Consider the following 24499-nt stretch of genomic DNA (forward strand, 5'->3'; position numbering starts at 1 on the left):
CAATACCTGATACCCATCCCTCATAGTCCAATCCGCACTATCCATCGTCACTTTTCATTTAGCATTATTCACTATTCATTCACAATTAATCCTTACCTTTGCCCTCAGATTGGTGGCCTTGTTGTTTCTGCAACAAAGCCTTAAAAGGGAAATAGGTGAGATACCTATGCTGTTCCCGCAACTGTGATCTTCTTAAAAAGGGTTAGCCAAAACCACCGCCACTGTGCCGCACGACGCATGGGAAGGCTGGCTAACCTGAAGAGAGCCAGGAGACCTGCCAGTCCGACAACATTTAGTCGTATGCTTTCGGGTAAAAAGCTGCACGGCCTTCGCTATACCTGCGCGCGCTGTTCCTGCCCATACCTGCCTGCATGCTTCGGGATCTAAGCAAGCGTATACGTGGCAAAGTTTCATTACCGTCTTTTATCATGCCTGGCCCTTTTGCTGGGCATAGCACCGGCTGCCGTGGCGCAGCAGGATACCACGCTGTATCAGCTGCGCACAGTCGAAATCTTTGGCAAGCCTGCCGAGGTGTTTGCCTCCGGCAGCCGTGTGAGTACACTCGACAGCACTTTTATTCGCACCTATGCTTCCGGCACCATAGCAGATGCTCTGCAGGCCCGCACGCCGGCATTTCTGAAAACAAACGGCCCGAGCGGCATCTCCACCCCATCGTTTAGAGGCACCAGCGCTACCCATACTGCCGTGCTTTGGAACGGTCTCAACATCAGTCAGCCTGCCCTTGGGCAAAGCGACATGTCCTTATTGCCTTTGAGCAGTATCGGAAGCATTGCGGTGCAGCATGGTGCGGCAGGTGCTACGTATGGCAGTGGCGCAATCGGCGGGGCTGTCTTGCTCAACTCCCCAACGCAGCAAGAACCTGGCTTTGGAGCAGATGTGATGCAGGAGGTTGGCAGCTTCGGCCGGTACTTCTCCAGCGCAGGCGTCCGCTACAGTGGCCAGAAGCTTTCTGTCGCATTGAGTGGCTATCGTCTGGCAGCAGAAAATGACTTCTCTTACCGGGACTACGGTCGCATTGGAGCACCGGCTCGTCGTCAGGACCAGGCACAGGTAGCACAGCATGGCTTTACGCAGGACCTGAGCTGGCAGCTCTCTTCCAATACCCGGCTTGCCTTGCATGGCTGGTATACCTTTGCCGACCGGGAAGTAGCACCGACGCTGGGCGCTGCCAACACCAATGCCGAACAACTCGACCGGAACCTGCGCCTGATGACGGAACTCGGCCACAGCAGCAACTGGGGCGAAACCTCCGTGAAAGCCGCCATCTTCAACGACTACCTCCGCTTCACTGACAACAGCAATTATTCTACCACCGATATCAATACGTACCAGGTGCAGGCCGAGCAGACCTATACCTATGCCCGCCGCTGGAGTTTGCGAGGCGGCCTGAACCTGCAGCATTTCGATGCCGATGTGCAGGGCTACGGCAAACAGGTAACGGAAGACCGTGCTTCGGCTTTTCTGCTCTTCCGCTACGACCCCAGCAAGCGGCTCGACCTGAGTCTGAACCTGCGACAGGCATTTGTAAAAGGCTACAACCCCACTCCGGCCCCCACCCTGGGCGCTAACTGGCTCATGCTGCAGCAGGGTGACCACCAGCTATACCTGAAGGGCAACGTGTCGGGCAGCTACCGGGTACCGACGCTGAACGAGCGCTTCTGGCAACCAGGTAGCAATCCGGACATCAAACCGGAGCAGGGCTGGAGTTACGAAACCGGACTGCGTCACCGCTATACCCTAGGCAGTGTGCAGTTGGATTCCGAATTATCGGTCTACCGCATGCTAGTGGACAACTGGATACAATGGATGCCGATCACTTCCAGCTATTGGTCTCCCCGCAACCTGCAGAAGGTTCGCTCACAGGGTATAGAACTCAGCAGCCGTGCCAGTACCATAATAGGCGACTGGCAACTGGCTGCTACGGGCGCCTATACCTATACCTCCTCCGAGCAGGTAAAGGCCTACGAAGGAAACCAGGAGCTGAACCAACAGCTTGCGCACGTACCATTGCACAAAGCCCAGTTGGGAGCCGACCTTACCTTCCGCTCCTGGACGTTACTCGGCAACATCACGCACACCGGCCTCCGCTATACTGACAACAGCAATACCGGCAGCCTGCCCGGCTATACCTTGCTTAGCCTGGCACTGCACAGGAAGTTCAGCCTCGGCCAGTATCAGTTTGTTACTTCAATCCGCAGCGATAATGTAACCGACCGCGAGTATACCGTGCTCGAAAATGTGCCCATGCCACCCCGCAGCTTTGCGGCTAGCCTGCGCTTTATCATACCTTAAATTATATACATACCCCAATAACATGAAAAAAATTACCCGCTTCCGCAGCTACCTACTGTCAGCTGCCTTTGCCTTTGGTGCGCTCACTATCGCTTCCTGCGACAAAAAAGACAACGGACCTGCCGGTGAGTACGCCCGCAATGGTGTCCTGGTGTCCAATGAAGGTGCTATGCCCAAATCAAACGCCTCTATGAGCTTCTACAGCCACGACAGCAAAACAGTGGAGAACGAGTCTTTTAAGAAGGTGAATGCTCCGCTTGTGCTGGGCGACGTGTTGCAGCACATGGTACAGCAGGGCGACAGACTATACCTGGTGATGAACAATAGCGGCAAGGTGGTAGTGACTAATGCCCACACCCTGAAAGCTGAAGGTGAGATCGCCGGTCTGGAAGCTCCCCGCTACTTCGCGGCCCTGAACGACGAAAAAGCCTACGTAACTGAGTGGCTCGGCTACGACCCGGCTACTTATGTATATGGCAACGGTCGTGTGGCAGTGGTGGATCTCAAGACATTGACTGTTACCAAAACGATCAACGTAGGCGTGCAGCCGGAGCAACTTATCCTGCAGGGTGGAAAGCTATACGTAGCGAACAGCGGCGGCAATACGGTAACGGTTATAAACACGGCTACTGACGCGATAGAAACTTCTATCACTGTGAACGACGGCCCAAACAGCCTGGCACTGGACCGCAACAATATACTGTGGGTAAGTAGCAGTGGCATCAAGTCTTATGACCCAACCGACTGGTCTATCAGCGAAGAAAACAGCACCCCCGGCTCCCTTGCCAAGATCAACACAGGCAGCAATTCTGTAGCAACGACGCTCACCTTCACCAGAAATGCGCCATCTCCGGGTAAGCTCACGCCAAACCAGAGCGGAGACAAGCTCTATTATGTGTTCAACAACAAGGTATGGGTGCAGGATGTCAACGCGACCACACTGGCCACTCAACCGCTCATCGACCGGGGCACCTATGTACCTTATGGCTTCAATGGCCTTGGTGTGGAACCTGGCAGCGGCACGATTTACGCGGGCAAGGCGACAGACTATGCCTCCAACGGCTGGGTGGTGCGCTACAACCCACAGAGCGGAGCAGCTATAGACTCATTCAGGGTTGGGATTGCCCCAAATGGCTTTGTATTCAAATAATCAATCCGCTATCCCAAAAAGCACAATGCCCGGCCCTCCTATTGAGAGAGCCGGGCATTGTGCTTTTATACCTGAGCCGAATTACTGCTTCGGATTAGGTTTCAGATTTTCATCATAACGTTTCTGGCGGTCACCTTCCTGGTTGTAGGCACTGTCGCCGATGGCGGTGCCTTCACGGCCCTCGTATATTTTTTCGTAATTACCAGTGGTATCACCGTAGGTACCTGCACGGTCATCCTCTTCCGGATATTCTATTTCACTCCGCTCCACGTTTGTCTCACCGGGGTCGGTACCTGTGTTACAGGCCGCCATACCTACGCCCATAAGCAAACCCAGTACAGCAGCCGTTGTCTTTATCGATTTCATAGTTCTTTCATTTTAGGTTTTCAAAGTGCCAATCCACATCAGGGTATAGCTCTTTAATGTACGACCAGCCTACAATTAGAGTTAAAAAAAGCTACATAGCTCGTCCGTTTGCCGTATGACATAGTGCACTAAAACATGAAGCTATGATGAACGGGAAAAATAAGTCTGATCAGGAAAAGAGCAGCAAGGAAATGTCTTCGGATAAGAAAAAAGTAGCAACCGACAAGCAAACCCCACCGCCACAGGGTTCAGGCGCGAACAATCCTGGCCATACCAAAGACGACAGCTCTGATGCCGAGGCACAAAAAGGCCACGCCTGATGGCGCAACAATCAGCCTAACCCTTAACTTTGCGGCTATACCTGGTCTGCCATGAAAAAGAACCTGATGAACCCGGCGCTGAAACGCAAGCTGCTGGTTATCTCCCTGCTGTGCCTGCTCGTAGCCTCAGCCCTGCAGCTCTATACCTTCGGCTTTGCTGATAACTTCTTCAGTAACTGGCTGCGCATGTTTGTGGTACTGTTTGTCCTGGTGGCAGGCACCGTGCTGGCTATTGTGCCGGGTGCAAATTACATTGTCAACAAAACTTCGCAGCTGTTCAGATAAGCGCTTCCATACCTCTATAAACGAAAAGCCCGTGATAGCATCACGGGCCTTTTGTTTTAGGGAACAATTGAAACACTTACACCATCACAAGCCATTGCTTCAGGTTTTTATCTGTGAAACTTGTTTCAGCGATTTAACCTTAGCTTTTACGCCCAGAAGCATTCAACTATAGATGATAATAATGCAAATATAGGGATATTTGTATTGTTTTATATAATTAAATATCACTTTAATGCATAAATTATTCAATGTTATACCTGCCATTTCCTAAGCTGCTCATTTACAACAATTCCAGACTGAACCCTGCCCGCTCAAGAAGTGTTAAGCAGGCAGTAATTGTTTAGAAAGCGCTACTTAATCAGTAGTTTTGCAGCCCGCGCCCTATGGGGCGTTTTTATTTTAAGATTCCCGAGACTTGAAAAAGCCAACCATACTGCTCATTACGCCGCCGCTCACGCAGCTCAACACCCCCTACCCCGCCACTGCCTACATCAAGGGCTTTCTGAAAGGGCAAGACTATACTGTTACCCAGGCTGACTTTGGCATTGAGCTGGTGCTGCGCATGTTCTCGAGAGAGGGGCTAAGCAGAATATTTGAGGCTATTGAGGCAGGTGATTTTGAGCTGTCAGACAACAGCAGGCGCATCCTGCGCCTCAAGCGCGAGTACCTGAACACCATTGAGCCGGTCATCCGTTTTCTGCAGAACAAGGACAACACCCTGGCTCAGCAGATCAGCTACAGCCGCTACCTGCCCGAGGCCTCCCGCTTCGATCAGGTGGAGGACATTGACTGGGCTTTTGGTAGCATGGGCATCACCGACCGCGCCCGCTACCTGGCCACGCTATACCTGGAAGACCTGGGTGACTTGATAAAGGAGACCATCTGCCCCTATTTCGCCTTCAGCCGCTACGCAGAAAAGCTAGCCCTCTCAGCTACTTCTTTTGATCCGCTGGAGGAGTCGTTGCAGACGGAGCCAAACCTGGTGGACCAGCTACTGCTGGAGCTGCTGGAAGAACGTCTGCAGGAAGTGCAGCCGGATGTGGTGGGCTTCTCTATACCTTTCCCCGGCAATCTGTACGGTGGGTTAAGGCTGGCGCAGTACATCAAAGCAAATTATCCGCATATCCATACCTTGATGGGCGGCGGCTATCCCAATACGGAACTGCGCAGCCTCCGCGAGCCGCGCCTGTTTCAATACATCGATTTCGTAACGCTGGATGACGGTGAAGGCCCTTGGCTCAAGCTGTTGGAATACCTTCGGGGCGAGCGCCAGGTCGATTTTCTGCAGCGCACGTTCATGCTGCTAAACGGCCAGGTGGAGTACATCAACGGCTGCCTTGACAAAGACATACCGCATACTGAAGTGGGCACGCCCGACTACAGCGATTTGCCACTGCAGGATTACCTGTCGGTGATCGACGTAATCAACCCGATGCACCGCCTCTGGAGTGACGGCCGCTGGAACAAGCTGACGGTGGCCCACGGCTGCTACTGGAAACGCTGTTCCTTCTGCGACATCACCCTCGACTATATTTCCCGCTACGAAACAGCCCCGGCTACTTTGCTGGTGGATCGCATCGAGCAGATCATCGCCCAGACGGGCCAGACAGGCTTCCACTTTGTTGACGAAGCTGCTCCGCCTGCTGCTCTCCGCGACCTGGCTATCGAGCTGTTACGCCGCGGCGTAAAGATTACCTGGTGGGGCAACATCCGCTTTGAGAAAACCTTCACACCCGACCTCTGTCGCTTACTGGCCGCATCAGGCTGTATCGCTGTGTCGGGTGGTTTGGAAGTGGCATCTGACCGACTGTTGGACCTGATGAAGAAGGGCGTGAGCATTGCGCAGGTGGCACGTGTAACGGATGGCTTCACACAAGCTGGCATCATGGTGCATGCCTACCTCATGTATGGCTTCCCGACACAAACGGCCCAGGAGACAATCGATTCACTGGAAGTGGTGCGGCAGCTTTTCCTGAATGGCGTGATACAATCCGGCTACTGGCACCGTTTCAGCATGACGGCGCATAGCCCGGTAGGCAAGCACCCCGAGAAATTTGGCGTGGTGAAAGTTGGTCCACCGGAAGGTGACTTTGCCAACAACGACCTCTGGCACGACGACCCACAGGGCACCGACCACGAACTATTTGGTCAAGGTTTAGCAAAAGCCATCTACAACTACATGCACGGCGTAGGACTGGAGGAGCCGCTCTCTTTCTGGTTCGACTTCAAAGTCCCGCGTGTCACCACCGACCGTAACCTGATTGCCAAGGCCATTCAGGAGCCTGCCAAACCAGACAGTGAACGCAAGCTAGCCCGTGTGTTCTGGCTGGGCAACGTGCCGGAAATCGATTTTATGATGTACGCCAAGAAGGGCCAGACCATCGAACGCTGCGTGCTGACCTTCTACGAAAAGGCCGAGGATTTCCAGATCAAAACCACAGCCAACATTGGGCAATGGCTGCTGGAGCAACTCACGCTGCTGACTTCTGAGGATGCTCCGGCTATGACGCTGAAGCAACTCGAAGAAACTTACCCATTGGATGCGCACCTAAACTTCACCGAGTTCCTGGCTTCACCGGTGTGGTTTGAGCTACGGGAGAAGGGACTGCTACTGCTATAGGCCAGGATACAAGGCATAAACCGCAAGACATTAACAGTTGTACTACACTGCGAATAAATCCAGTGGAACAATAAGCGATAACTGATTTAGTCAAAACAGAAAAGGCGCTAATGAAGCGCCTTTTCTGTTTAAGGATAGTTTTATCATATCGCACTTAAACTGTAGTTGCTATACCTAGCCAGCCCCTTATTTATTCATATACCCATCCCGCACAGCTTTGAACTCCGAACCTGCCTTCCACTGAGGCCACTCCGAGGAACCAGCCATACGGCTGCCCACCTGGTATAGCAGCTTCAGATCTTCTACCACACCATCCATCTTATAATCCGCATGCACCTGATCGGCTGCTTTGTGATAATAGTTGGCGTAGTACTCGTCCAGTTTCTTCTTGCCGGCTTCCTTGCCGCCTTCTACCAGGTCCACCCCCGGACCGATGAACAGCGCCGGTATACCTATTTTGGCAAAGTTGAAGTGGTCAGAGCGGTAATACAGACCTGCCTCCGGATTTTCTTCCGGCGCAATGTAACGCCCTGCCGCCTCAGCCTCCGCTGTAATATAGTCCTCCAGTTCAGATTGGCCTATACCATATAGCACCACATCTTTGGTTTTGCCATAAGGATTCATCATGTCCATGTTGATATTGGCCACGGTTTTCTCTTTCGGAAACACCGGGTTCTCAGCATAGTAAGCCGAGCCCCACAGCCCCTGCTCCTCTGCTGTCACAGCCAGGAACACCACTGTGCGCTCCGGCTGCACCGGCTGGGCCTTGAACGCTTTGGCAATCTCCAGCAGACCAGCAACACCACTTGCATTGTCCACGGCACCGTTATAAATACTGTCGCCAGCTGCATCGGCCTTGCCTATACCTAAGTGGTCCCAGTGGCCGGTGTATATGATCGCTTCATCAGGACGGGTGCTGCCGGTGATCTTGGCAATGAAGTTGGAGGTCTTATCGTAGCGGGTCTTTACTTTCAGCGTAGTGCTGGCTTGCAGGTTAAGCGGGAAAGGTTTGTTTCCTGGCTTAGACGCTTTGCTGAGTACAGACTTATAATCCATACCTGCAGCGGCGAAGAGTTTCTCAGCTATTGGTGTGGTGATCCAGCCTTCCATGGCGCACTTGTAGGTTTCGCGGCCACGGCTGTCAAGGTACATCTTGGAGGTGTTCCAGTTGTTCTGCACTACCTGAAAGCCATAGCCAGCCGGCTCAGTGTCGTGGATGATCAGGGCTCCTTTTGCTCCCTGTCGTGCGGCTTCTTCGAATTTGTAGGTCCAGCGGCCGTAGTAGGTCATGGCTTTGCCTTTGAATACAGCCGGATCCTGGGTATAAAAGCCCGGGTCATTCACTAAGATCACCACAATCTTGTCTTTCACATCCAGACCGGTATAGTCGTTCCAGTTATACTCCGGCGCCACTATACCAAAACCAGCAAACACCATCTCAGTCGGGTCAATATTGATAGCCTCGTCGGTGCGGCGGGTCCAGATCACGTAGTCGTTACGTCCTTCCAGCTTCAGCTCCTGCTGCTTGCCCTTGATGGTCATGTTTGGACTGGCCGTAGTATTCACCTCCACCATCGGCACCTCCTGAAAATAGCTATTGCCATTGCCCGGCTCCAGACCCAGCGCCTTGAACTCCCGCTCCAGGTAGTCCAGCGTTTTCTGCTCACCTGAAGTGAACGGCTTGCGGCCTTCCATTTCATCGGCGGCAAGGGCTGTCAGGTATCGCTCGTAGCTTTTCGTTGTAAGTGCGGCTACGGTTTCGGCCCCGGCTTCTCCTGTTTCAGGGCTGGAAGACTGGCAGGCAGAAAACATACCGGCCATGAGGACAGGCAGTATTAAGGGTCTGATCTTTTTTATCATAATGAATTTAGGTTGATTGAATTGGCAGTAGCGGCTAAGGTATAGTAGCAACTGAAGTGTTAAAGTACAGAATCCTGCTTAAGAAAAAAAGCACCCACAACTTACCTCCATGAGTGCCTTTCGACTTTAAAACTTATCAGTCCCGCTTCGACTTAAGCAACTGCCTTAGTTCGGCCAGCTCGTCGCGGTACTTGGCGGCTTGCAGGAAGTCCAGGTCTTTGGCGGCAGCTTCCATCTGCTTCTCGGTTTTCTTGATCAGCTTCTCGAGTTCGTCGCGCTTCATCATCTGAATCACCGGTTCTGCCGCCAGCGAAACCTCCTCCGGACCAGCGTACATCTTCACCTCTTTCTTCTTTGAATCGGCTACTGATGTCTGCTCAAATATCTCATCTTTGGTCTTCAGAATCGTGCGTGGTGTAATGCCATGCTCGATATTGTAAGCGATCTGCGTAGCGCGGCGACGGTTTGTTTCGTCAATAGCTCGCTGCATAGAGCCTGTAATGCGGTCGGCATACATGATCACACGGCCCCGCTCGTTACGGGCAGCACGGCCCATGGTCTGGATCAACGAGCGCTGATCGCGCAGGAAGCCTTCTTTATCGGCATCAAGGATGGCTACCAAACTTACTTCCGGCAAATCAAGGCCCTCACGCAGGAGGTTCACGCCCACCAGCACGTCAATCTCACCGAGTCGCAGCTCGCGCAGAATTTCCACACGGTCCAGTGTCTTCACCTCCGAGTGCAGGTACTTCACCTTAATGTTGAGGCGGTCCATGTACTTGGTCAGCTCTTCGGACATACGCTTGGTTAGGGTCGTCACCAGCACACGCTCATTGCGCTTGATACGCTCGTCCACCTCGTCCAGCAGGTCATCCACCTGGTTCGCACTTGGCCTTATCTCGATCTCCGGATCCAAAAGGCCAGTCGGGCGAATGATCTGCTCCACGATCACGCCCTCTGATTTCTGTATCTCGTAATCGCCCGGTGTAGCGCTCACAAACACTACCTGGTGCATCAGGCTCTCAAACTCGTTGAAAGTGAGCGGACGGTTATCCATGGCAGCCGGCAAACGGAAGCCATACTCCACCAAAGCCACCTTGCGGGAGCGGTCGCCGCCCCACATGGCTCGTACCTGTGGTATCGTCACGTGGCTCTCGTCGATCACCATCAGGAAATCGTCCGGGAAGTAATCGAGCAAGCAGAAAGGACGCGCACCCGGCGAACGGCGGTCGAAGTAGCGGGAGTAGTTCTCTATACCAGAGCAGTAGCCCAGTTCCCGAATCATCTCCAGGTCAAACTCAGTACGCTCCTTGATGCGCTTTGCTTCGACCGGACGATCTTCTTTCAGAAAGTAATCGTGCTGGGCCACCATGTCGTACTGGATCTCATGTATAGCCTGCTGCAGTGTGTCCTTGCCTGTCACGAAGAGGTTGGCCGGGTATAAGGTAATGGCTTTCTCATCGGCTATCTTCTTGCCCGACTGCGGGTCTATGCGGTGGATCTGCTCCAGTTCGTCGCCGAAGAAGTAGAGGCGGTAGGCGAAGTCAGCATAGGCCGGGAAGATATCTACGGTGTCGCCCTTCACACGGAATGTTCCACGTGTGAACTCAGCCTCAGTGCGACTGTAAAGTATCTGCACAAAGGTATAGAGCAGGTTGTTTCGGCTGTAGCGCTGGCCCGGTGCCAGATAGATGACATTCTTGCCGAACTCCTCCGGATTACCGATACCGTAGATACACGACACCGAGGCCACCACGATCACATCGCGGCGCCCCGAAAGCAAAGCGGAAGTAGTGTGCAGACGCAGCTTTTCGATTTCCTCATTGATTTGCAGGTCCTTTTCGATGAACACATCCGAAGAAGCGATGTAGGCCTCCGGCTGGTAGTAGTCGTAGTAGGAAATAAAGTACTCGACGGCATTGTCCGGAAAGAACTGCTTGAACTCGCCGTAAAGCTGCGCAGCCAGGGTCTTGTTATGACACAGCACCAGTGTTGGCTTACCTGTATTTTTGATCACATTGGCCATGGTAAAGGTTTTGCCCGTACCCGTGGCACCCAGCAGCACCTGTGCGGGCTCCCCTTTGTTGACACCTTCTGTGAGTTGGGCAATCGCTTTTGGCTGATCGCCGGTTGGTTGAAATTCTGATGTTAGCTTAAAATCCATTCGTTGGTTTTACAACTTGTAAAGATATACTATAACATGAAAAATGGGCTGTAAGTTTAGCTTTTGTCAATATAATAGCAGGCAGAGCAGGATTTCTCTGAAAACAAAAAACCTGCTCTGAGAGCAGGCTTTTGCATGTTTAACTATTCCTAACAATTAATAAAAATTAGGCACTGTAAAAACTGTTCTATTCATCTGAGCAAACCTGCTTTACCCGCACCGGAGGGAACATCATGTAGATTGCGGTGCAACGCGGTCCGTATTCAGTGTTGCGCTCAAGTGATAAGTAGGTTACTTTACCCGAGTGCCTTAAGTCTTCGGGCAGGTTATCGGTGGTGACAAAGCCGCTCTGCAGTTGCCCAATGTACTGGTTCCTGCGCTGTTCGCCTGTACCGTCGGCATCCATGATCTGGAGCACATACCAACCGGCTTCGCAGTCAGGTCCTACCACCTCTACCTGCAGGCAGGCCGGAACTGCCTCTTCCTGGTCAGCACAGCTTACAAGCAGCAGCGCCAGCAGCAGGTATAGCACAATGATGGACAGGACACTCTTCATAGTTTTATGTTGTACTAATGGTGCTTGGTGAGCAGGGCTACCCAACACGGGCACTGGTTGCCGGACTAGTCAATGGAGTAGTCTTCTTCATTTGCCAGCACCTATGCCCCATGTTAGGAGCCCCTTTATCTGTATAAATAGTAAGTATCTGTAAATATGGCACTTGGGTCAGAACCGTAATAGATTCCCTCCAGCACCAGCAAACTTTGATCGCGGTGTATAAGCCTGAAACGGGCCGACCACCCAAAGTTGCTCAACACAAACGAGTTTGGCTGTGAATAGTCCGCTTTGAAACTATCGCGGTACACACTGTTGGAACTCTGCATGCTCGCCCGCTGCAGATAAGCACTGTCAGGCTTAAACTCAAAGTAATCGTTCGCAGTGCCTGTATACATCACAGAGGTACAAGTACCGCTGCGACATAGTTTGTTGTTCACGCGCTCTATTCGCCACTTGCCCTGCACGGACTCGCGGAGCCCGCTCTCCTTTGTAACCGGTTGCATGTCTTCATCTGATTTAGCGCAGCCTGTCGCCAGCCCCAACAGGACAGTGGCCATCGCCGCAAGCCCTAATACTCTTTTCATAGCGTGGAAAGGCGCTGATTTATAAGCCGCCTAAAAAGGAATTGTCTTGAATTGCACAGCCCGAAAGCAGCACAGAAAGAAATAAGAGCGCCAGCAATACATACCACCCAGATATATTTTCGCGGCCGGCAGCCACCAGGGCCAACAGTGTTTGAAGAACGGATCTCATGAACAGCATCATTTGCATAGCGCTTTTATTTAAATCAACCAATCACTCTACACTTACATGATTCCCATTGGAGCCGAAGGGTTGCAAGGCTTCAAAAAAAATCAGAAATTATTTTCGGGAGCTGTTCAACTGGTAGTTCAGGCTCATGTTCATACCGATCGCATAAGGCCTGCCCTGCGGCGCGGCGGCTTTGTCAGGGTCAGCTACCAGGGTGCTGAAGTAGTGGCGCAATTCCGGTCCGAGTGCCAGCGTCAGGTTTGGCGTGATGCGCTTGCCTACACCCACAGAAGCATTGCCGGAAAACTGCACGTTGCGGAAAGGGGATTCGCTGTCGTTGGCAGCGTAGCTTACCGACTGCACCTCCTGGTTAGAAGACGTCACGCTGGACTCCAGCAGGAAGTTGGCAGCCGCACCTGCAGCTACATACATAAACCAGTCTTTGTTGATACCATGCTCGTACTGTAGGCCCAATGGTACTGTCAGGTGGCGGTACTTGTACTCGGTAGCATATGCATCCCCTGTGCGGGCCACACTCACTGAGTCAGAAGAGAAGCCGTCGTTCAGCGAAGACACAAAGAAAGTGGATGGGCTGAGCTCATAGCGCTCGTTGGAGCGGGGCTTCACCCAGAACTGGCGCACGATGTAATTCGACTTAGAGCGTGTCCTGCTCTCGCTATACCCTATACCTGTCAGCAGCTTCAGTTTTTCTTTCAATTTGAAACCCGCTTTGGCCTCTACCGCATACGAGTAAGCCGGTTGCGTGCTCTCCTCAAACTCTTCGCGTGCAGCTGTCATATTCTGGAAAGACTCTTGTGAAGCGTTCACACTTGGTCCTGACGCTGCGATGCTGAACATATCCCTTCTGTTGGAGCTTGGCATGGCAAGTGGATCCGGCAGGCCGATGTTCTGTTCGAACACAGATGGTGCGTAGGCCAGGTTCAGGCTCCAGCGGCTATTTGCTCCTGTTGATGCATCCACAGTTTTCGTTGTTTGGCTGGCAAGTGCTCCCTGTGCTGCCTCTGCTGACTGTTGCGCTTGCTGACGACTGGTCTGATAAGCTTCGCTCATTTCAGCAAAAGACTTTGGCTTGGCTGCCATTGATTGATTTCCTGAAGGAAACTGCTGCCCTGTAGCTGGTGTATTGTTGCCGAATGTAATGGTCACGCTCTCCCAAGTAATGATCTGGGTGTAGCGGTTGCCGGGGGCAAAAAGACTTCCTTGTGTAGCGCCAGAGTTGTTGCCAGGAAAACCTCCTGACACATAGCCTCTGCTACGGCCTGGCATTGGTGTGTAGCCCAGGTATGGACTGTAGCCCGGTGCCACATTGAAGTAGTCACCGGCCTGGGGTTCGTTGCTGAATTCGGAGGCTTCAGCAGTAACTGGCTGTTTGCCCTGGCGCATACCAGCTGCATCTGTCACTCTCTTAGTAGTGGTTTCCTGAAGAGTATAAGCCATGGCAGAAGCCTCTTCCTGCTGTGCTGCATAGGCGCTCATGGCTTCCTCTACGGTTACGGGTGCATTAGCGGGCTTCGTTGCCGGCAAAGCGGCTATACCTGGCTGTACACCTCCCTGATTCAGGCTGCCATTATAATAATAGGCCAGCAATGCACCAGTTAGTGCAAACAGTACGAAGCAGGCTGCGGCAAGCTGCCGGTAGAACAGTGCCCGCTTCTTGTAATCTTTGTTTTCCTGCACTGTCAGGTCGTGGTCTATACGGGCCCAAAGGTCCGGTGCAGGCCTGGCCTCCGCATCGAAAAGGCGACGCTGGAATTCGTCTTCCAGGGTGTTTCGCTTATGGTTATTGGCTGATGACATGCTCTTGATATGTTTTATCCTGGCGCTCGAGCATACCTTGCAGTATGGCCCGTGCACGTGAATACTGTGACTTAGATGTACCTTCGGAAATGCCGAGCATCTCCCCTATTTCTTTGTGATTGTAACCCTCGATGGCGTACAGGTTGAACACCATGCGGTAGCGTGGAGCGAGGCTTTGGATCATGCTGAGCAGTTCGTCCATCGAGTAACCCGTCAGGTTGACGTCCTCCGACGCGATATTACCCGCTTCTTCCGTTTCATGTGAAACGGTCATGAGCGACTTCTGCCGCAGCTGTTTCAGGGCCGTGTTAATCATGATGCGACGCACCCAGAACTCCAACGGACAGTCCCGCTTAAAATTCTGAATGTTGGCAAACACTTTTACAAAACCTTCCTGCATCATATCCTCTGCCTCAAAGCTCGTAGGGGCGTATCGCATACAAACTGCCATCATCTTGCGGGAGTAAAGGTCATAGAGCAGTCGCTGCATGTCCCGCTTGCCGGCAATGCATCCCTCTATGAGTTTATCCTCTTCTGATTTGGGTTTTGTAAAAAGCTTCAAACGCCTCTTCTTTTAGCTTCACTCCTATGATTCCCATAGCGAGGCAATGGTTGCAAGCACAAAAAAATAATTTTTTCACCTCTGGTGAGTGGCATAAAAGCGCACCAATAACAATTGCATGGTAAATATATTAAAATTAATTATTCTAACAACAGTAAAACAGTGTATAAACAGCGAAGGCCTCCCCGAATTGGGAAGGCCTTCGCTGGGTTTGTTCAAGGTGAGAGAAGGTTTAAAGCAGTGTTAAAAACAAAAGTTTGTAGAGTATGATGGAAACAAGCGCAGCGATCAGCACCCAGGTATAACCAATGATCTGGTAAGCACCTGTAGCCCCCTCGCCTTCCTGACTCAATACTTCATAAGCCTGCAGGCGGGCCTGCCCCAGTATATTTTTGGACACTAACTGGTAGGCAGTATGTATACCTAGCACCACCAATACCACATCATCCAGGAAGCCAAATACCGGCACCAGGTCAGGAATCAGATCAATGGGCGAGATTGCATAGCCGATGACAAAAGCCAACAGAAGGGGTACATACCATCTCACCTCCGGGTGACGGGCAGACAGGTATAAAGCGTATATCTCCGCATTTATCTCATGCGCTTTCTGGCGAAGGTAGGTCAACTGCATCATGGGTGTAAGGTAAGGGAGTGATTTAATTCTCCTTACGCAGCAGCCCCACCAGAAAGTTTCACGATAACATGAAATAAACGCAATATTTTATTAGAACTTTTCGTTTGCCCAGATTTCCCAGGCAGCATCGGCCTGTGCATAGAGCATAGGCAGGCCATTAATCGTATGTGCCCCAGCCAATCGACCATTTAGCAAAAAACGGGTTTCTTCAGGATTGTATATCAGGTCGTAGAGATAGTGCCCCGCAGTAAGTGCCTCGTAAGGTATAGCGGGGGCGCTATCCGTTTCAGGGGCCATACCGAGCGGGGTCGTATTGATGATCAAGGTATAAACCTGCAGTACTTCCGGTGTTATAGCGTCGTAATGCAGCTGATTTTCAGCGGGATTCCGTGAAACCGAGGTATAAGGTATAGCCAGTGCATTCAGGGCTGCCCACACTGCCTTTGCAGCACCGCCCGTGCCCAGCACTAGTGCTTTGGTGCCTTCACCAGCCGGATAGAACTGCTGCAGCGTATCCCGAAAGCCAATAAAGTCAGTATTATAGCCTTTTGTTCTGCCATCCTCTATTTTGATGGTGTTCACGGCGCCAATACGGGCAGCGCTTTCGTCTAGCTCGTGCAGGTATGGGATAACGACTTCCTTGTATGGCACCGTTACATTCAACCCGACCAGCTCAGGCTCGCGGGAAAGCAGATCAGGAAACTCAGCTATATCGGGTAGTTCATATAGCTCATAGGCAGCATCTGCTATACCTTCCTTTGCAAACTTCGCAGTGAAGAAGCGCTTTGAGAAAGAGTGCCCGAGCTTTTTACCGATCAGTCCGAATTTGCGCATGGCTATACTCTGTCTACTGTATTGTCGTCGGTGAGGCGGTCGATCAGGTATACCAGCAGGAAGCCGAAGATAGCCAGGGCTATGGCATAGAGCAGGTATGGCTCCTCACCAGTTAGCTCAGCAAAAGTCGACGGCAGCACGTTGTCCTGCAGGAGCGGTTTTTCTACTCCATGGCGGTCTGTGTAGGTCTGCACAGTTTCCTTCCAGGGCCATACCTTGTTCAGCGAACCAACCATAAAGCCCGTGAGCATAGCTACTGTGATGTTGTAGTAGTTCTTGAGCATCCAGTTGAGCACATGCGAGAAAGCCAGCAAGCCTGTTACACAACCTATACCAAACACTGCAATCATATCAAGCTTGAGCTCTTTCAGCGCATTCATCATGAACTCATACTTGGCCATCAGCAGCAACAGAAAGCTGCCGGAAAGTCCGGGCAAGATCATGGCGCAAATGGCAATGGCACCCGAAAGGAAGATGAACCAGTAAGCCTCCGGCGTCTGCATAGGCACCGCAATGGTGACCCAGTAGGCAATGGCCACGCCCACCATACCTGACAACACCACAATCGGGCGCCACTTAGTAATCTTTTTGCCCACCACCAGGGCCGAGGCCACGATCAGTCCAAAAAAGAATGCCCAAAGCAAAATGGTGTGGTTCTCGAGCAGGTATACCACCAAACGTGAAAGTGATGCGATCGAAAACAGGATACCTCCCACCAATACCACCAGGAAGGTGCCATTGATATGTTGCCAGAAACCTTTGAAGTCGAAGCGGGCCAGCAGGCGTAGCGCCTCGCCGTTGACGGAGCGGATGGAGTTAAGCAGCTCTTCGTAAATGCCCGTGATAAAGGCGATCGTGCCGCCTGACACCCCTGGCACCACATCCGCAGCCCCCATGCCCATACCTTTCGAAAACAGCAACAGGTATTCTTTTAAAGATCGTCGTCTCATGCTTTTTGTAACTGGTTTGGCTAAGCACAAAAAAATTGCCCGCCGGGGTTACCAATGGGCAATTTTTCACTATCTGTTATGTATTAAGCGTCTATTATTGGCTGTCCGTTGTTGATGAAGTGGTTGAACGTATCGCCGCGCAGGCCCAAACGGATTGTTTCGAGCGGAATAACTTCACTTGGGGCAATATTGCCCAGGTTCACGTTAGCTCCCAACAGCTTGATAAACCATACCTGCTGTGCTTTCTGAGGAGCTTCCCACAGGATTTTCTCAAACGGAATCTTGGTCAGAATCTCTTCTACCAGACCGCTGCGTACCTCACCGGTAGAGCGGAACAGACCTACGTTACCACCTTCACGGGCTTCACCGATCACTTTCCAAGCACCTGCATCGAGCTCAGCCTGCATCAGTCTGATCCACATGTACGGCGGGATAATCTTCTCTGCGTCTTTAGAACCGACTTCTGACAATACAGTCACCTGCTCTGAAAGCGTCTGGATATAACCGCACTTCTTTTCGTGATTCATCTCAATCGACCCATCCGATACTTCAGCAAACGTCATGTTATACTTGTCGAGCACACGGCGGTAATCGTCGAACTGGTTGCGGGCGATGAACGCCTCAAACAAAGTGCCGCCAAAGTATACTGGTATACCGGCTGCACGGTAAACATCAAGCTTCTTCTGAAGATTAGGCACTACATATGAAGTAGCCCAGCCCAGTTTTACAATGTCTACGTACTCACCTGCTACATCCAGGAAATCCTCTACTTCACGTATACTCAGGCCTTTGTCCATCGCCATGGTGAAACCACGGTCACGAGGTTTCACTTCACGCTCCGGCAGGCCATTTAAAATATAGTTGCTGTTCATTACTTGCGGTATTGGTCAATTAATCGGGATAATGCGCGCTGCGACTCCAGCTCAGGGAAGAACTCAAACAACAGCTTATGTTTATCGAAGTCCAAAATTAACGCATTTTCCAAATAATTGTATGCTTCGCGGTATTTTCCTGCCGAAAGCATATAGGCGCAAGCCCTATAATACAGCTCAGCCTCGTCAGGCTGCAATTCTATCGCATTGAGAATAATTTCTGTCGCTTCTTCGAAATTCCCCTGTTCGTACAGTATGATCGACCAGTTGAGGTAAATGTCTTTGTCCTCCGGCTGAATCTCGGCGGCACGCGCATAGCTCTCCAGCGCCGACACCACATGGCCTACATGATACTCTGCTGAAGCCAGGGCCACCCAATAGTCTACACTGTCGTCGTAAAGCGTAACAGCCTTCTTAAAGAAGTGCACCGATTCATACCATTTGCCCTGCGCATCCAGTACTACACCTATCCCAAACCAGGCCTCATCCATCTCAGGATCCAGGTCAATGGCCTTCTGGTAATAGCGGCGTGCCAGGTCCCACTGCTGCATTTTCTCGTAGCACTCGCCGATGTTGCAGAACACCTCTGCCGATGGCGATCCATGCTCCAGCATACCGTTAAAGGCTTCAATGGCTTTGGTGTACTCGCCTATAAACACATAAGCGTTGGCCATATTGTTATAGGCCGTGATAAAATCGGGCTTGATGATAGTGGCATAATCGTAGGCGGCGATGGCTTTTTCGTAAGACCCCAGCTTGTTGTACACATTGCCCAGGTTAAACCAGGCAACATATGAGTAGGGGTCTTTATCGATAAACGCCTGGAAGAAGGGAAGCTCTTCACGCATCGTGCCTGTAATCTCCATGCAGTAGATGATCTCCTGCATGGCAGCTTCGTTCTCCACGTTCAGCTCAATGCACTTCTTATAGTACTTTACAGCCGAGCTGAACTTGCCCCAACTCTGGTAGGTCAGGCCAATGTTGAAGTATATATCGTCGCGGTCCTCAGCAAAGGCCAGCGCTTTTTTGAAATGGTCTACGGCATCACGGTACTCGCCGCGCTGCGTGAATATGATGCCCCGGGTCAGGAGCACGTCAGGGTTCTGCGGCTCCACCTCGGCTACCTGATCGATGAGCACCATAGCATCATCGAAGTTGCCGGACATTGCCAGCAACTGCGCCTTGTCTATTTGAAGCCCTGTCGAAAAAGGATATTGTGCTATAGCAGAATCACAGGCCAGCAACGCTTTCTTATAATCAAAGTTGGCGGTATAGTGGTCTATGATATATTCAAAATCGGTCAGGTCAAAAAAAACGGTCTCGTTTGTCCCCAGCATCTGCTCGAACCGGATGATCAGTTCAGAATCCTCGCTGTGCTCGTCAAAATTCTCTTTCATCTCCTATATCCCACAAACTGCAAAAACGGCAGCTCTTGTCTTTTAACTACATTTATAATCTGCAAATAGTTTAGTTTGCGCGGGTCAGTTCCGGACCTCTCTGATTCTGTGCTATTTGCAGCAAACCCTGGCACGTCCAGGTGATGGACTCGGTCAGTGGCCTGAACTCCATACCTGTTGTTTCCCGAACTTTCTGGTTGTCAAACAAGTGGCTCTTGGCAGTGACGCGTGCCGTGTCTTTGGTAATCAGTGGGCGGCCTCCTGTGAGCCAGGCGCGGGCATGCTCCAGCCGCCACAACACTTCGGCCAGTGCCGGAGAGACTCTGAAGGAGGGAGCCTTTTTACCGAAGCATCGGGCAGCCTCCGCAAAGAACTCCTTATAAGTGAGCTGCCCCGCATTCAATATAAACCGTTCACCTGAAACATCTGAGAATGTTAGGCGCAGCATGGCTTCCACCACATCGCGCACATCTACAAAATTGGCGCTGCCCGGGGTATAGAAAGGTCGTTGCTGGTATACATACTTAAAGAGGCGTGTGCTGCTGCGGTTCCAGTCGGCTGGGCCCAGTACGACGGAGGGGTTCACGATCACGGCCTGCAGGCCTTCCGCTATACCTCGCCATACCTCCAGTTCGCCATAGTGCTTCGACTCGGCGTAAGCTGACTGCTTCTCACCGGCGCTCCACTTGCTGGTTTCGTTTAGCAAAGTCGCTTCCTTGCTTCGGCCGATAGCCGCGATCGAGCTTACATGGCACAACTTAACTTCCTCCTCCGCATCCAGACAGGCATCTACTATGTTAGCGGTACCCTCTACGTTCACGTGTTGCAGTAGCTCGGCATCCTGTGGCGCATAGGACACCAAACCAGCACTATGAAACACATAGCTTACTCCTTTAAGCGCTTTCCGGAGCAAGGCAATATCCAGTATGTCGCCCTCCACCCAGTCTACCTGGCCGGCCTGCGCGACAGCCGGCACCTGCCCCCGGTACAGCGCACGCACACGGTGGCCCTGCGCGACGAGTGCCGGTATAAGATAGCTGCCAATCAGGCCACTGCCGCCTGTCACGAAAACCATCGACATGGGTATAGGAGAAGTTAAGGGATTATAATTTACTGTTGAGTAGCGGAAGCTCGAGAGCTTTCACCAGGTACTTCGAGCAAAGCACTTTCTGCAGGTTGGCAACGTGCTTCAGGCTGTGCGCATCGGAACCCAGAAAGTCAACCAGGCCGGCGTCAATAAGTTTTTCGATCACCATCTTGGCGCCCGGCGAGTAATAGCCGGTGAGTGAGTTCAGGTTTGGCTGCAACAGCACACCCTGTTCACGCAATCTCACCAGGTCGTCGAACTTGCCATAGAAATAGGTATAGCGCTCGGGGTGGGCCAGTACCGGCTTGTAGCCCAGCGACTGCATCCGGAAGATGGCCTCGCGCAGGTTGAGCGGCTCGTTCAGGAAAGAGGTTTCGAACAACAGGTAGTTGTCGCCAAACGTGAGCAGCTCCTCATTGTCCTCGAGCTTCTGCAGCAGGGCCTCGTCGAGGTAGTGCTCGGCAGCGCAGGCCAGTTCCATTTCGATGCCTTCGGCCGTTACGGCATCCTGCAGCACTTTCAATTGGGTGCGGATAATCTCGGGTGTGTTGCGGTAGAAGTCGCTCATGATGTGGGGCGTCATGATCAGCTTGCGGTAGCCTAGTTCCTGCATGCCGCGCACCAGCTCCAGCGACTGCTCCACGGTGGCGGCGCCGTCGTCTATACCTGGCAGTATATGGGAGTGCATGTCCACGCCGATGGTACTCATCGTTTCGACCTGCACTTCTTCCTTGCCAAACAGATTCTGGAAAAACTTTATCATTTGCTCAATTCAACCGTATGTACCCGGCACAAAACACAAACGTTGCCAAACACGGCAACGCAACATCAAAATAACGCAAATATTATACGCTATCAAAATAAACGCAGCGCGTTTGGGTTTATTAAAAGAAGATCACGCTGAACGCACCAATTCCTGATGGGCTTGAGCTACTTGAGTTGATCCAGGCTTAAGACACAACCACTGTTCTGACATCGGTTAATTCAAACTAAAACTCCGAATTTGCCAATCAGGCTTATTTGTTTAGTTTTGTAAACCCTTTATTCAAATTTCAGTTTAATACACGCGACTTTAACACAAAAAACTTAAATGGAATTTAACTATACAGAAAACCAGCGCATGATTGCCGATATGATCCGTGACTTCGGCGCCAAGAACATCAAACCGAAAATGATGGAGTGGGACGAGAGTCAGGAGTTTCCGGTGGAGGTGTTCAAGCAGCTGGGCGAACTGGGCCTCATGGGCGTGCTGGTGCCAACCGAGTACGGCGGCTCCGGCTTTGGCTACCTGGAATATGTGACCGCTATTGCGGAGCTTTCCAAAATCGACGGTTCTATCGGTCTTTCCATGGCGGCGCACAACTCGCTTTGCACCGGTCATATCCTGCAGTTCGGCAACGAAGCGCAGAAGAAGCAATACCTTCCAAAACTGGCCACAGCCGAGTGGATCGGTGCCTGGGGCCTGACGGAGCCGAACACTGGTTCTGACGCCGGTAACATGCGTACCGTGGCGGTACAGGACGGCGACTATTATGTGATCAACGGTGCCAAGAACTTCATCACACACGGTAAAACCGGCAATGTGGCTGTGGTGATTGTGCGCACTGGCGAGGTAGGTGACTCCCATGGCATGACAGCGTTTATCATTGAAAAAGGCACACCGGGCTTCAGCGCTGGCCGCAAAGAAGACAAACTGGGTATGCGTGCCTCTGAAACCACTGAGCTGATTTTTGAAGACTGCCGTGTACACAAAGACCAGATCCTGGGCAATGTGGGCGAAGGCTTTATCCAGGCGATGAAAGTATTGGACGGTGGCCGTATCTCCATCGCAGCGCTTTCGCTAGGTATAGCACAGGGTGCATTTGAGGCAGCACTAGCTTACTCACAGGAGCGCCAGCAGTTTAACAAGCCAATCTCCGCTTTCCAGGGCATTGCCTTCAAACTGGCTGACATGGCTACCGAGATCGAAGCAGCGGCTCTCCTCACCTACCAGGCAGCCGACATGAAGAACCGCGGCCTGAATGTGAACAAGGAATCTGCCATGGCGAAACTGTATGCCTCTGAGGTATCAGTGCGTGTGGCAAACGAAGGTGTGCAGATCTTTGGTGGCTACGGCTTCACGAAAGACTACCCGGCCGAAAAATACTACCGCGATGCCAAGCTTTGCACCATCGGTGAGGGAACAAGTGAGATCCAAAAGCTTGTTATCTCCAGAGCTATCCTGAAATAAAAGGCTATCTTTGCCCGAACAAAATAGTGCCTGCAAGCTGTTTTGGCTATGCAGGCACCTTTTTTTCACTGGGTTGCGTAAATATTTTGCTCAACCTATTGATTTTTAAGATAAACATTGATTAAATTTGCAACCCTAAATATCAGAAGAAGCGAGCAAAAATATGATTATTGTAAACGTAAAAGATAACGAGTCTGTAGACCGTGCCTTGAAGAGATTCAAGAAGAAATTCGAGAGAACTGGTGTTCTGAAAGAGCTGAGAGCGAGAACGTTCTTCGAAAAACCATCTGTTTCTAAGAGAAAGCAAAAAGAAAGAGCGAAGTACAAGCAGCAGCTTTTCGCTAACGAAAACTACTAGTCTTTCTTTAAAGATATTTTATTTTTCCATACCTTGGTATAAATGGCAGGCACATCTGTCCTTTACACCAAGGTATGGAATTATTTTTTAAGTATCTCGAGTACGAAAAGCGGTACAGTCCGCACACTCTTACTTCTTATCACACCGATCTGGGGCAGTTCGCGCAGTACCTGCAGGACACCTACCAGATCACTGATCCCGCCGAGGCAGACCATACCATCATACGATCCTGGATACTCACGCTCGTGCACAAAAACCTGGAGGCACGTTCTGTTAACCGCAAAATTGCCTGCCTCCGCTCCTACTATAAATTCCTGTTAGGCCAGCAGCGCATCAGCGCCAACCCGATGCTGCGCATCAAAGCTCCCAAAGTTTCGAAAAAGCTGCCTGCCTTTGTGCCAGAAGAGCCTTTTAACCACTTCCTGGACAGCTTTACCTTTGAGGACACCTTTGAAGGGCAGCGCGACCGCCTGATACTGGAGTTCCTGTATGGCACCGGCATGCGACTCGCTGAACTGATTGGTATAGACCACGAAGACGTAGACCTGCACGCCAAAACAGTGCGTGTACTCGGCAAGGGAAACAAGGTGCGCATCATCCCGCTGAACGATACGCTGGTAGCTGCTATCAGGCAGTATCTGGAGCACAAGAAAAGCCTGTTTGGCAATAACAATTCGGAAAGGCTGCTCGTTACTAATAAAGAACGTCCACTGTATCCGAAGTTCGTTTATCGTGTCGCTAAAAAGTACATCAGCTTGGTCACCACCTCCGAACATAACAGCCCACATGTGCTGCGACATTCCTTCGCCACCCACCTGCTAAACAATGGTGCAGACCTGAATGCCATCAAAGACCTGCTGGGGCACGCCAGCCTGGCCGCTACACAGGTATACACACACAATTCGATAGAGAAGCTGAAATCGATTTTCGAGAAGGCTCATCCAAAAGCATAAAGTTTAACCATAAAATGTTACGATTATGAAGCTACAGATGCATTCAATCCACTTCGAGGCTGACAGACAGCTGACCGATTTCATCCAGCAGAAAGTAGACAAACTGGAAACATTCTACGACCGCATTGTAGAAGGCGAGGTGTTTCTTAAACATAACAACAACGACGGAACAGACAATAAAACAGTAGAGATCAAACTATTTGTGCCAGGCTCCACCCTCTTCTCAAAAGAAGATGCTCCATCTTTTGAAGCGGCCGCCGATGCAGCTGTTGAAGCGATGCGCAGACAACTGAAAAAATTCAAGGAGAAACAAATGGCCCATCATTAAGCCATACTGCTACTTGCTATACCTGATCCGGGTATAAAGCAAAAGGCCTGCTGATCGCTCAGCAGGCCTTTTTTATGATCTAAGGTATAAGC

The 24499-nt window shown here is 51.4% G+C and carries 24 protein-coding genes and 1 riboswitch; of the genes, 9 read left to right on the forward strand and 15 right to left on the reverse strand.

Features of this window, described 5'->3' with window-relative positions; all coding sequences use genetic code 11:
* The first annotated feature begins 93 nt into the window (after nucleotides 1-93).
* Nucleotides 94-296, forward strand: a riboswitch (cobalamin riboswitch).
* A gap of 103 nt (nucleotides 297-399) precedes the next feature.
* Nucleotides 400-2313 (forward strand): TonB-dependent receptor plug domain-containing protein, encoded by a 1914-nt coding sequence (locus AC5FXQ_RS10155; RefSeq protein ID WP_493602325.1) that lies wholly within the window; start codon nucleotides 400-402, stop codon nucleotides 2311-2313.
* Between the two features lie 22 nt (nucleotides 2314-2335).
* On the forward strand, nucleotides 2336-3463 hold the full coding sequence (locus tag AC5FXQ_RS10160) for a DUF5074 domain-containing protein (protein ID WP_493602326.1): 1128 nt from the start codon (nucleotides 2336-2338) through the stop codon (nucleotides 3461-3463).
* Nucleotides 3464-3544: 81 nt separating this feature from the next.
* On the opposite strand, the gene AC5FXQ_RS10165 is transcribed toward AC5FXQ_RS10160, so the two are convergent.
* On the reverse strand, nucleotides 3545-3829 hold the full coding sequence (locus AC5FXQ_RS10165; protein WP_493602327.1) for a hypothetical protein: 285 nt from the start codon (nucleotides 3827-3829) through the stop codon (nucleotides 3545-3547).
* A gap of 143 nt (nucleotides 3830-3972) precedes the next feature.
* Between AC5FXQ_RS10165 and AC5FXQ_RS10170 the strand changes: the two genes are divergently transcribed.
* The 3 genes from AC5FXQ_RS10170 to AC5FXQ_RS10180 all read left to right on the forward strand — a co-directional run bounded on the left by AC5FXQ_RS10170 (nucleotide 3973) and on the right by AC5FXQ_RS10180 (nucleotide 7054).
* Nucleotides 3973-4149: a hypothetical protein gene (locus AC5FXQ_RS10170; RefSeq protein WP_159439839.1), complete on the forward strand. Its 177-nt coding sequence runs from the start codon at nucleotides 3973-3975 to the stop codon at nucleotides 4147-4149.
* 51 nt (nucleotides 4150-4200) lie between these two features.
* Entirely contained in the window at nucleotides 4201-4434 is a 234-nt protein-coding gene (locus AC5FXQ_RS10175) for a DUF2798 domain-containing protein (protein WP_493602328.1), read from the forward strand.
* A 415-nt stretch (nucleotides 4435-4849) separates the two neighbouring features.
* Nucleotides 4850-7054 (forward strand): B12-binding domain-containing radical SAM protein, encoded by a 2205-nt coding sequence (locus tag AC5FXQ_RS10180; protein ID WP_493602329.1) that lies wholly within the window; start codon nucleotides 4850-4852, stop codon nucleotides 7052-7054.
* 186 nt (nucleotides 7055-7240) lie between these two features.
* Here AC5FXQ_RS10180 and AC5FXQ_RS10185 read toward each other — a convergent pair whose 3' ends face one another.
* The 14 genes from AC5FXQ_RS10185 to AC5FXQ_RS10250 all read right to left on the reverse strand — a co-directional run bounded on the left by AC5FXQ_RS10185 (nucleotide 7241) and on the right by AC5FXQ_RS10250 (nucleotide 21301).
* Nucleotides 7241-8914 carry a M28 family metallopeptidase gene (locus AC5FXQ_RS10185; protein WP_493602330.1) on the reverse strand — a complete coding sequence of 558 codons (1674 nt, stop codon included), beginning with the start codon at nucleotides 8912-8914 and terminating at the stop codon, nucleotides 7241-7243.
* Between the two features lie 136 nt (nucleotides 8915-9050).
* On the reverse strand, nucleotides 9051-11078 hold the full coding sequence (gene uvrB / locus AC5FXQ_RS10190) for an excinuclease ABC subunit UvrB (RefSeq protein ID WP_493602331.1): 2028 nt from the start codon (nucleotides 11076-11078) through the stop codon (nucleotides 9051-9053).
* A gap of 187 nt (nucleotides 11079-11265) precedes the next feature.
* On the reverse strand, nucleotides 11266-11634 hold the full coding sequence (locus tag AC5FXQ_RS10195; protein ID WP_493602332.1) for a hypothetical protein: 369 nt from the start codon (nucleotides 11632-11634) through the stop codon (nucleotides 11266-11268).
* A 125-nt stretch (nucleotides 11635-11759) separates the two neighbouring features.
* Nucleotides 11760-12218, reverse strand: coding sequence for a hypothetical protein (locus AC5FXQ_RS10200; RefSeq protein ID WP_493602333.1), 459 nt, complete (start codon nucleotides 12216-12218; stop codon nucleotides 11760-11762).
* A 19-nt stretch (nucleotides 12219-12237) separates the two neighbouring features.
* Nucleotides 12238-12405: a hypothetical protein gene (locus tag AC5FXQ_RS10205; RefSeq protein ID WP_493602334.1), complete on the reverse strand. Its 168-nt coding sequence runs from the start codon at nucleotides 12403-12405 to the stop codon at nucleotides 12238-12240.
* A 90-nt stretch (nucleotides 12406-12495) separates the two neighbouring features.
* On the reverse strand, nucleotides 12496-14202 hold the full coding sequence (locus AC5FXQ_RS10210; RefSeq protein ID WP_493602335.1) for an outer membrane beta-barrel protein: 1707 nt from the start codon (nucleotides 14200-14202) through the stop codon (nucleotides 12496-12498).
* Nucleotides 14186-14764: an RNA polymerase sigma factor gene (locus tag AC5FXQ_RS10215; protein ID WP_493602336.1), complete on the reverse strand. Its 579-nt coding sequence runs from the start codon at nucleotides 14762-14764 to the stop codon at nucleotides 14186-14188. Before AC5FXQ_RS10215 ends, AC5FXQ_RS10210 begins: the two co-directional genes overlap by 17 nt.
* 232 nt (nucleotides 14765-14996) lie before the next feature.
* Nucleotides 14997-15398, reverse strand: a complete 402-nt coding sequence (locus AC5FXQ_RS10220) for a YkvA family protein (protein ID WP_493602337.1) — start codon at nucleotides 15396-15398, stop codon at nucleotides 14997-14999.
* Nucleotides 15399-15488: 90 nt separating this feature from the next.
* Entirely contained in the window at nucleotides 15489-16232 is a 744-nt protein-coding gene (locus tag AC5FXQ_RS10225; RefSeq protein WP_493602338.1) for a shikimate dehydrogenase family protein, read from the reverse strand.
* 2 nt (nucleotides 16233-16234) lie between these two features.
* A complete protein-coding gene (locus AC5FXQ_RS10230) occupies nucleotides 16235-17182 on the reverse strand; it encodes a polyprenyl-phosphate transporter (RefSeq protein WP_493602339.1) in 948 nt (315 codons plus the stop codon).
* 83 nt (nucleotides 17183-17265) lie between these two features.
* On the reverse strand, nucleotides 17266-18054 hold the full coding sequence (locus AC5FXQ_RS10235; RefSeq protein ID WP_493602340.1) for a phosphosulfolactate synthase: 789 nt from the start codon (nucleotides 18052-18054) through the stop codon (nucleotides 17266-17268).
* Complete coding sequence (locus tag AC5FXQ_RS10240; RefSeq protein WP_493602341.1) at nucleotides 18054-19451, reverse strand: tetratricopeptide repeat protein; 1398 nt, start codon at nucleotides 19449-19451, stop codon at nucleotides 18054-18056. The genes AC5FXQ_RS10235 and AC5FXQ_RS10240 overlap by 1 nt, the downstream gene beginning before the upstream one ends.
* A 70-nt stretch (nucleotides 19452-19521) precedes the next feature.
* Entirely contained in the window at nucleotides 19522-20532 is a 1011-nt protein-coding gene (locus AC5FXQ_RS10245; RefSeq protein ID WP_493602342.1) for an NAD-dependent epimerase/dehydratase family protein, read from the reverse strand.
* A gap of 22 nt (nucleotides 20533-20554) precedes the next feature.
* Entirely contained in the window at nucleotides 20555-21301 is a 747-nt protein-coding gene (locus AC5FXQ_RS10250; protein WP_493602343.1) for a tyrosine-protein phosphatase, read from the reverse strand.
* A gap of 327 nt (nucleotides 21302-21628) precedes the next feature.
* Here AC5FXQ_RS10250 and AC5FXQ_RS10255 point away from each other — a divergent pair, with 327 nt between their 5' ends.
* The 4 genes from AC5FXQ_RS10255 to hpf all read left to right on the forward strand — a co-directional run bounded on the left by AC5FXQ_RS10255 (nucleotide 21629) and on the right by hpf (nucleotide 24407).
* Nucleotides 21629-22768: an acyl-CoA dehydrogenase family protein gene (locus AC5FXQ_RS10255; RefSeq protein WP_493602344.1), complete on the forward strand. Its 1140-nt coding sequence runs from the start codon at nucleotides 21629-21631 to the stop codon at nucleotides 22766-22768.
* A 163-nt stretch (nucleotides 22769-22931) separates the two neighbouring features.
* A complete protein-coding gene (gene rpsU, locus AC5FXQ_RS10260; protein ID WP_007653500.1) occupies nucleotides 22932-23126 on the forward strand; it encodes a 30S ribosomal protein S21 in 195 nt (64 codons plus the stop codon).
* Nucleotides 23127-23200: 74 nt separating this feature from the next.
* Entirely contained in the window at nucleotides 23201-24079 is an 879-nt protein-coding gene (locus AC5FXQ_RS10265; protein ID WP_493602345.1) for a tyrosine-type recombinase/integrase, read from the forward strand.
* 25 nt (nucleotides 24080-24104) lie between these two features.
* Nucleotides 24105-24407, forward strand: a complete 303-nt coding sequence (gene hpf, locus AC5FXQ_RS10270; protein WP_493602346.1) for a ribosome hibernation-promoting factor, HPF/YfiA family — start codon at nucleotides 24105-24107, stop codon at nucleotides 24405-24407.
* Nucleotides 24408-24499: the final 92 nt, after the last annotated feature.

Source organism: Pontibacter sp. LHS1, from assembly GCF_058932855.1.